8 protein-coding genes are annotated in these 6889 nt (G+C 67.4%); 2 read left to right on the top strand and 6 right to left on the bottom strand.

Going from position 1 to position 6889, the window contains the following annotated elements; translation table 11 throughout:
* From BLT59_RS20345 to BLT59_RS31405, 4 genes are all read right to left on the bottom strand, one after another.
* Positions 1-647, bottom strand: a 647-nt coding sequence (locus BLT59_RS20345; RefSeq protein WP_091784535.1) for a response regulator transcription factor CtrA, incomplete at its 3' end; no start/stop codon positions are given.
* Between the two features lie 209 nt (positions 648-856).
* On the bottom strand, positions 857-1120 hold the full coding sequence (locus BLT59_RS20340) for a hypothetical protein (RefSeq protein WP_091784533.1): 264 nt from the start codon (positions 1118-1120) through the stop codon (positions 857-859).
* 461 nt (positions 1121-1581) lie between these two features.
* Complete coding sequence (locus BLT59_RS20335; protein WP_091784531.1) at positions 1582-1788, bottom strand: hypothetical protein; 207 nt, start codon at positions 1786-1788, stop codon at positions 1582-1584.
* A 157-nt stretch (positions 1789-1945) separates the two neighbouring features.
* Positions 1946-2101, bottom strand: coding sequence for a hypothetical protein (locus BLT59_RS31405; protein ID WP_173009482.1), 156 nt, complete (start codon positions 2099-2101; stop codon positions 1946-1948).
* Between the two features lie 262 nt (positions 2102-2363).
* Here BLT59_RS31405 and BLT59_RS20330 point away from each other — a divergent pair, with 262 nt between their 5' ends.
* Complete coding sequence (locus tag BLT59_RS20330) at positions 2364-2618, top strand: hypothetical protein (protein WP_091784528.1); 255 nt, start codon at positions 2364-2366, stop codon at positions 2616-2618.
* A gap of 289 nt (positions 2619-2907) precedes the next feature.
* Here the strand turns inward: BLT59_RS20330 and BLT59_RS20325 are convergent, their stop codons facing one another.
* Together BLT59_RS20325 and BLT59_RS20320 are read right to left on the bottom strand one after the other, a co-directional pair.
* Positions 2908-4950 (bottom strand): hybrid sensor histidine kinase/response regulator, encoded by a 2043-nt coding sequence (locus tag BLT59_RS20325; RefSeq protein WP_091784566.1) that lies wholly within the window; start codon positions 4948-4950, stop codon positions 2908-2910.
* Positions 4951-4958: 8 nt separating this feature from the next.
* Positions 4959-6476, bottom strand: coding sequence for an ATPase domain-containing protein (locus tag BLT59_RS20320; RefSeq protein WP_091784525.1), 1518 nt, complete (start codon positions 6474-6476; stop codon positions 4959-4961).
* Between BLT59_RS20320 and BLT59_RS32265 the strand changes: the two genes are divergently transcribed.
* The gene (locus BLT59_RS32265) at positions 6433-6888 is read left to right on the top strand and encodes a gamma-glutamyl-gamma-aminobutyrate hydrolase family protein (protein ID WP_348272292.1); all 456 of its coding nucleotides are present in this window, start codon (positions 6433-6435) and stop codon (positions 6886-6888) included. The genes BLT59_RS20320 and BLT59_RS32265 overlap by 44 nt on opposite strands.
* Position 6889 lies beyond the last annotated feature (1 nt).

The raw sequence follows: 6889 nt of genomic DNA, 5'->3' as shown, positions 1-6889 counted from the left end.
CCCCAGACGGTCTCGATGTAGTTCTTGCCCTGGCTGGCGTTGGCGAGCTTCTTGCGCAGCTTGCAGATGAACACGTCGATGATCTTCAGCTCCGGCTCGTCCATGCCGCCGTAGAGATGGTTGAGGAACATCTCCTTGGTGAGGGTGGTGCCCTTCCGCAGCGAGAGGAGTTCCAGCATCTGGTACTCCTTACCGGTGAGGTGGACCCGGGCGCCGCCGACCTCGACGGTCTTCTGGTCGAGGTTCACGATCAGGTCGCCGGTGGTGATCACCGACTGAGCGTGGCCCTTCGAGCGGCGCACGATGGCGTGGATGCGCGCCACCAGCTCGTCCTTGTGGAACGGCTTGGTCAGGTAGTCGTCGGCCCCGAAGCCGAGGCCCTTCACCTTGTCCTCGATGCCGGCCATGCCGGACAGGATCAGGATCGGCGTCTTCACCTTGGCCACGCGGAGCGAGCGGAGCACCTCGTAGCCCGACATGTCGGGCAGGTTCAGATCGAGGAGGATGATGTCGTAGTCGTAGAGCTTGCCGAGATCGACACCCTCTTCCCCGAGATCGGTGGTGTAGGTGTTGAAGTTCTCGGACTTGAGCATCAGCCCGATGCTCTGCGCAACGGTGGCGTCGTCTTCGATCAGCAGAACACGCATAATGCTACCTCGATCCGAGACGCCTCATACGTCCTCAACGATACCGAACGGTTAACAGCCGCTCCAGTGCTTCAGCACTTGGTGACAAACCGCACGGCCCACTCCTCGGTGGTGAGCTCGTGCCCCTCAAGGTCGGGCGCGCCGTCTCTGGCGGTGACCTTGCGCCGCGCTCTCCGGCGCTACCGGTTCGTCGAATCCATGTGCCGCATCTAATGCGCCGCTCTCCGTTCGCGCTCGATCCGCTGCTGCTCGATGAACGACGTGATCTCCCGTGCCAGTTCCTGATCGATCGGGTCGGGCGACGCCTCCATGGCGGTGACAGCGGCGCCGATGCTGCCGTGGTCTGCCGCGATCTCCTTCATGCCCGCCAGAAGCTGACGGTCCAGGTGTTCGTGGGACATGCGGGCGCGGGCATTGTAGCGCTGGCTCGCCTCCAGTCTGGCGATGCGCGCCTCAATAGCTTTGATCCTCATCAGAGCACTCCTTCTCGGCGCAGCAGGGCAACCGCCCGTTCGTCGGGCCTGGAACCCAGGATCTCGCCAGCTTCGACCGGCCGCAGGGCCTCAATGAGGCCGGCAAGCTCCCGGTTGTGTGTCGACGGGCTTGCCTTCCCTTATCGCGCAAGTCTCGGACGAGTGTTCGCGCGTGGGCCGACGTCGACGAGGAGCCGCAGGTCCAAGCCTGGGCAGCGCCTCACACCCTTCGGGTCAGTGCCTGGACCAGTTCGGGCTTCAGTCCGCCTCGACCTGCAAAGCCATCGGTGTGTCCAGCGCAAGCGCCGGGGATTGATGCGCGGCCGCGAAGGTGGACTTGCGTTCCTCCGGCCTGCCGCCAGGACCGCGTCCTGCGAACCGAGGCCGATATCGACCTTGCCCCATTCCTCGCCCTCGGCCCCGTCAAGCCGGAGCAGCGCGAGATGTGGCGCCCGCCCGTCTTAGCGGCGCCCGGACGCCGCATTCGGCTTCAGCGCCCGCTCGATGGCCTCCATGGCACTCTCGTGCGCCTTGGCCTCGCTGCGGTGCGGACGGTCGGACCGCTCGCTCAGCTTACCGCTCCGGCGGATCGCCCACTGGAAGTGGCCCTCCGGCTTCGCGAGAGGCGAGACCTCGATGGAGTAGGGGTGGGGAACAGTATCGACCATACCGGCCTTATGACAGGCTGCTCGCGATCACGCCATGGCAAAGGTGACTTCAACCCGTCGACAGCAGGCGCATGAGCGTGGCCTCTGCCCGAAGAGCCAGCGGAGATGTCCGCAGCTGAGCGAACGTCCCCAAGCTGACGTCCTCAAGCTGACGTCCTTAGACTCGCGTAAATGGATTGCCGGACTTGTAGTTCTTACCCTTCGGCTCGGCCTTGCGCGGGTCCGGCTTGTCGGCGAGCAGGCGTTTCACGCGCTCGTTAAAGTCCTCGGGTGTGACAGCCTGTGCTTTGCCGGTCGTGAATTCGCGTGCCATTTCGGCCTCCGCTTCGTGGCCCAGGGCACGGGATTGCGCGGAGGGATGAAGCTCTTATGCACCATCTCAGAACGCCGTCCTAACACATTCGCGGCCGAGGTGGCCGGCCCGTGCCTCGCCGGGAGACGGGTTCCACGTGGTCCGCATCTGCTCGGCGGTCGACAGACAGGCCGCGCTGCTGATTGGGTCAGGCGCTCAGCCGGCCGGGATGCGTCACTCTGCTGGTCTGGCGCTGCTGTACCGACAAGCATATCAGCTCGGCATGGCCAAGCGCGTGAAGTCCCTGCCCCAAGAGCGGGGCACCATCCTGTTCGATGTCGTCTTTGAGGACGGCAGCCGCGCTTCGAACCGGCGTGTGCCGATGGAGATGCTGGGTGGCTTGGATGGCGACCAGCCGGCCCGCGAGCTCATCGAGCAGCAGGAGGCGGAGATCGCGCAGAAGGCAGGTCGGCCGCCACGGGCGATCCGGAGCCTCACCCGGGCCGCCAAGCCCGAGCCGAAGCCTGCGCGCGACTAGGGCGTCACTGCAAACGCGGGGCAGGCACGCGAAACCAGCGAGTTCACCGCCTTCGGCGCTCGGCAGACCGAGCGAAGCGACTGCCAAATGCGCTTGAAGAAAGCAAAAAGCTGACGCGCTCGCACGAACGAGACAGTTTGCAGAATCGCCCTGGTCCGTTCCTGAATCCGCCCCGGTGCAGTGGGAGGCGCGTGATATCGAACTCGTCACGGCAGGCGGGTTCATTCGCGGGCTTCCGCCCGCCTCTGGCCCGGACCGGAAGCGGGCGCAGGGACAAGCCTGAAACAGCTCAGGCTTTGGCGCCGAGAACCAGCCGAAGCGAGCGAGCCAGTTCGTCGCGCCGGTAAGGCTTGTTCAGCACCGGCAACTCGCCGTGCCCGATCACCTGTCCTTCGTCGAGGTTGGCCACGTAGCCCGAGGTGAGCAACACCTTGATGCCGGGACGTATCCCCTGCGCTTCGACCGCCAATTGCGATCCGTTCATCCCGCCCGGCATGACGACGTCGGAGAACAGGATGTCGATGCGTTCCACGCCCCGGAGATGCTCCAACGCTTCGGCGGCGTTGTGGGCCACGATGACCCGGTAGCGCAGCTCCTCGAGGCTCTCGACCGCCATCCCGAGCACCTGCTCATCATCCTCGACCAGCAGCACCGTCTCGCCCTCGCCGGCCCGGCGAAGCGGGATGGCACCCAGCACTTTCGGTCCGGTCTGCGCGTCGGCTGGGTCGGTCGAGCGCGGAAAGTACAGGTTGAACGTAGTCCCCGCGCCAACCTTGGACTCGACGTCCACGAAGCCTTTGGCGCTGCGGGTGAAGCCGTAGACCTGGCTGAGCCCGAGCCCCGTTCCCTTGCCGACCTCCTTGGTCGTGAAGAACGGCTCGAACACGCGCTGGAGCGTGTCGGGCGGGATGCCGCTGCCGGTGTCGCTGACCGATACGACCACGTAGGATCCCGGTGACACGCCCTTGTCGGCGACGGCGGCCGTGCCGAGGCGGACGTTGCGGCTCACGACCGCGATCCGGGCGTGCCCGTCCCGGTTCTCCATCGCGTCGCGGGCGTTCACGATCAGGTTCAGCACCGCCGCCTCGAACTGCACCGGATCGATGCGGATCGGGTCAAGCGCCGGGTCGAGATCGAAGATGAGCTCGACGGCCCCTGTTGCCGCCCGCTCGGCCAGCGGTCTGAAGTCCAGGAGCAGGCGGTTCGGGTTCAGAGTCTGCGGCCGCAGCATCTGCCGGCGCGAGAACGCCAGGAGTTGCTGGGTGAGCTGCTCGCCGCGCCGCGCCGCGCCCATCGCCGCCTCGGCCAATCGCTTGACCCGGTCGACCTGCTCGGGCCGGCGCAGCATCATGTCGAGGCCACCGACGATGACGGTGAGGAGGTTGTTGAAGTCATGGGCGACGCCCCCGGTCAGCTGCCCGATGGCCTCCATCTTCTGGGCCTGCCGCAGCGCGTCCTCAGTCATGCGCTGATCGGTCCGGTCCACCAGGATCCCGGCGATGCGGGACGGCGCACCGGTCGCGTCGTGTCTCACCTGCCCTTTCGCCGCGACCCAGCGCACGGCGCCGTCCCGCCGCGTGATCCGGCATTCCAGGTTGATCCCACCGGTCTCCGGGACCGCCGAGAACGCCGCGTCGACCGCCGGCCGGTCCTCCCTGACGACGTGAGCGAGAAGGGTCTCGCGGGTCCACGATGGGACCGGCTCGGCGTAGCCGAAGATGGCATCGAAGCGAGGGGAGTGGCGGGAGGTTCCGTTCGCGAGATCGAGGTCCCACGAGCCCATGCCGGCCGCCTCAAGGGCGAAGGCCAGGGTCTCGCGAGCGGCCTCGACCTCTTGGGTCCGCTCCGTGACCCGCCGTTCGAGACCCTCGTTGAGCAGGCGCAGGCGCTCCTGCGTGCGTTCGCGCTCGGCCAGGAGGGTCCGTGCCTGGTACTGGCGCCGGCGCGTCCGCAGCGCCGACGCGGCGGCGCTGGCCAATGTCTCGGCGTTGATCGGGCGCTCCAGCAGGATGACGTTGCCGAGTCGCGCGAGCATGCCGGCGGCTCGCTCCGGCCGGCGGCCGACCTGCCGGGTCGCCAGGACGATGAACGGGAAGTCGGACCAGGCGGGCTGCTCGTCGAGCCAGGCGAACAGCGACCGCGTATCCGCGTCGGCGAGCGCCTCCTCGGTTACCAGCGCGGCACCGGCTCCCGCCTGCAGGCACGTCACCCAATCGGAAAGGTCTGCGGACACCGTCGTCGGGGTGCCGGCGCGGTTGAGCACCTGCTGGATCACCTCCGCGTCGCGCCCCCGCGGCGCCAGGATCAGAACGCGCCTTTCGTGATCCGACAGGCGGTCCATCAGACCGCATCCACCGGCCGGGTGCTGCCAGGCAGCATCGCGACCTCGCCCCGGTAGGACGGGAGGCCCGTGAGCACAGCCTCGAAGTCGCTCAGGGCCGCGCCGACCCGAAGCCCCTCGGCCGTGAGCTTCAACTCGCGGATCGTGCGCTCATGCGCGTTGACCCGGCTCTTCACCATGGACACGGCCGTGCGGACCTCGCCCTTGGCCTCGAAGTAGCGGAACAGCAGGATGCCGTCGCTGAGATAGCTGAGGTCGATGTCGGTCTGCACGTTCCCGATGACCCCGTGCTGGCCCAGGACCAGCAGCGTCGTGACGCCTTGCTGGTTCAGGTAGTTCAGGAGTTCGTGCATCTGCAGGATCAGGAACTGCTCGCCCGGCATCGCGTGCAGGTAGGCGTTCAGGCTGTCGATGGCGACGAAGGTCGAGCGGCGTTCCTCCACCGCGTGCCGGACGAGGGTGGAGAACTCGCCCGGAGCGAGTTCCGCCGGATCGATCTGGGTGATGGTCAGCCGGCCCGCCTCGATGTGGGGAGCCAGGTCCATGCCGAGCATGGCGGAGCGGGCGAGCACGGTCGCAAGCCCCTCGTCGAACAGGAAGTAGGTCGCCGCCTCTCCTCGCTCCAAGGCGGCGAGCATGCATCGGACGGCCGTCGTGGTCTTTCCGGCCCCCGAGGGACCGAGCAGCAGGGTGTTGGTGCCGGGCACCAGGCCGCCGCCAAGCAGCAGGTCGAGCTCGGCGGAGCCGGTCGAGGTGGCGGTCGAATCGAACCTCGCGTGGTGCTCCGCCGCGATCAGACGGGGGAAGACCCGCAGACCACCCGTGTCGAGCACGAAATCGTGGTAGCCGCCGCGGAACTTGATGCCACGCATCTTGATGATCCGCAGCCGGCGTCGTTCAGAGCCGAACTCGCGCGGCGACTGCTCCAAAGAGATCACCCCGTGGGCGATGCTGTGGAGCTGTACGTCGCCGGCCTCCGAGGTCCGGTCGTCCAGCATCAGCACGGTGCAGGCCCGCTTGGCAAAGAACTGCTTGAGGGCCAGGATCTGCCGTCGGTAGCGCAGCGGGTTCTGGGCCAGCAGGCGCAACTCGGACAGGCTGTCGAACACCAACCGGGCTGGCTTCAAGTCGTCGACGCGAGCGATGACGTCCTTGACGGTCTCGCCGAGCTCGATCTCGGACGGGTGCAGGATCGACTGCTCGCTGTCGGGATCCAGGCCGAGTTCGTTGACGAGTTCGTAGATCTCGATGCCGTCGAGCGACCAGCCGTGCGAGGCAGCCGCGCTCCGCAACTCGTCCTCCGTTTCGGAGAGGGTGACATAGAGGCCGCGTTCGCCGCGCGCGGCGCCGTCGAGCAGGTACTGGAGCGAGAGCGTGGTCTTGCCCGTGCCGGGCGTACCCTCCAGCAGGTAGAGCCTGTCCGGGGTGAGGCCGCCGCACAGGACCTCGTCGAGGCCTGGTACGCCGGTCGAGATGCGCCCAGGGACGCGCGGGGTGTCGGGGCCGTGTTCTGCCATCGTGTTGGTACGCCGAGCCTTTCCGAAGCATCAGTTCAACGCTCGGCCACGGGGAATGCTCCTGCTTGCTCGGCGGCCCATGCGCGGCCTTTGCGCCTCCCGGGCCGCTCGACCGGATCAGGTCATCGCTTCGCTTCCGAAATTTCGTCCTCCTCGAGCCGGGCGTGGGGCGCCGGAGACGCGGCGCACGGTCGCGTTCATGCGCGCGGTCTTCGCCTCCGGAACGCCGTCCTTCGGTTCGTGCGCCGGCCTTCAGGTGGCCACCGTCGCGGCAGGAGGCACCGTGCGCCCCAATCTTCGCGGCTACGAGGCCGCGTTCGCTCGGCGCATCACCGCGACCGAGCGGGGTCGCAGTCACCCGCTCCTGGCCGGATGCCGGGATTGCCAGGCAGCCTCCTGGCCGATCGACTGAC

Source organism: Methylobacterium sp. UNC378MF (assembly GCF_900103195.1).
Lineage (GTDB): Bacteria > Pseudomonadota > Alphaproteobacteria > Rhizobiales > Beijerinckiaceae > Methylobacterium.
Note: the sequence above shows the minus strand (reverse complement) of the source record. Positions and strands in the feature narration are given on the sequence as shown.

Excerpts from the sequence above, each read along its gene's own strand:
- BLT59_RS20335 (WP_091784531.1), bottom strand. The coding sequence starts at position 1,788 with ATGGTCGATACTGTTCCCCACCCCTACTCCATCGAGGTCTCGCCTCTC.
- BLT59_RS31405 (WP_173009482.1), bottom strand. The coding sequence starts at position 2,101 with ATGGCACGCGAATTCACGACCGGCAAAGCACAGGCTGTCACACCCGAG.
- BLT59_RS20340 (WP_091784533.1), bottom strand. The coding sequence starts at position 1,120 with ATGAGGATCAAAGCTATTGAGGCGCGCATCGCCAGACTGGAGGCGAGC.
- BLT59_RS32265 (WP_348272292.1), top strand. The coding sequence starts at position 6,433 with ATGCGCCCAGGGACGCGCGGGGTGTCGGGGCCGTGTTCTGCCATCGTG.
- BLT59_RS20330 (WP_091784528.1), top strand. The coding sequence starts at position 2,364 with ATGGCCAAGCGCGTGAAGTCCCTGCCCCAAGAGCGGGGCACCATCCTG.
- BLT59_RS20320 (WP_091784525.1), bottom strand. The coding sequence starts at position 6,476 with ATGGCAGAACACGGCCCCGACACCCCGCGCGTCCCTGGGCGCATCTCG.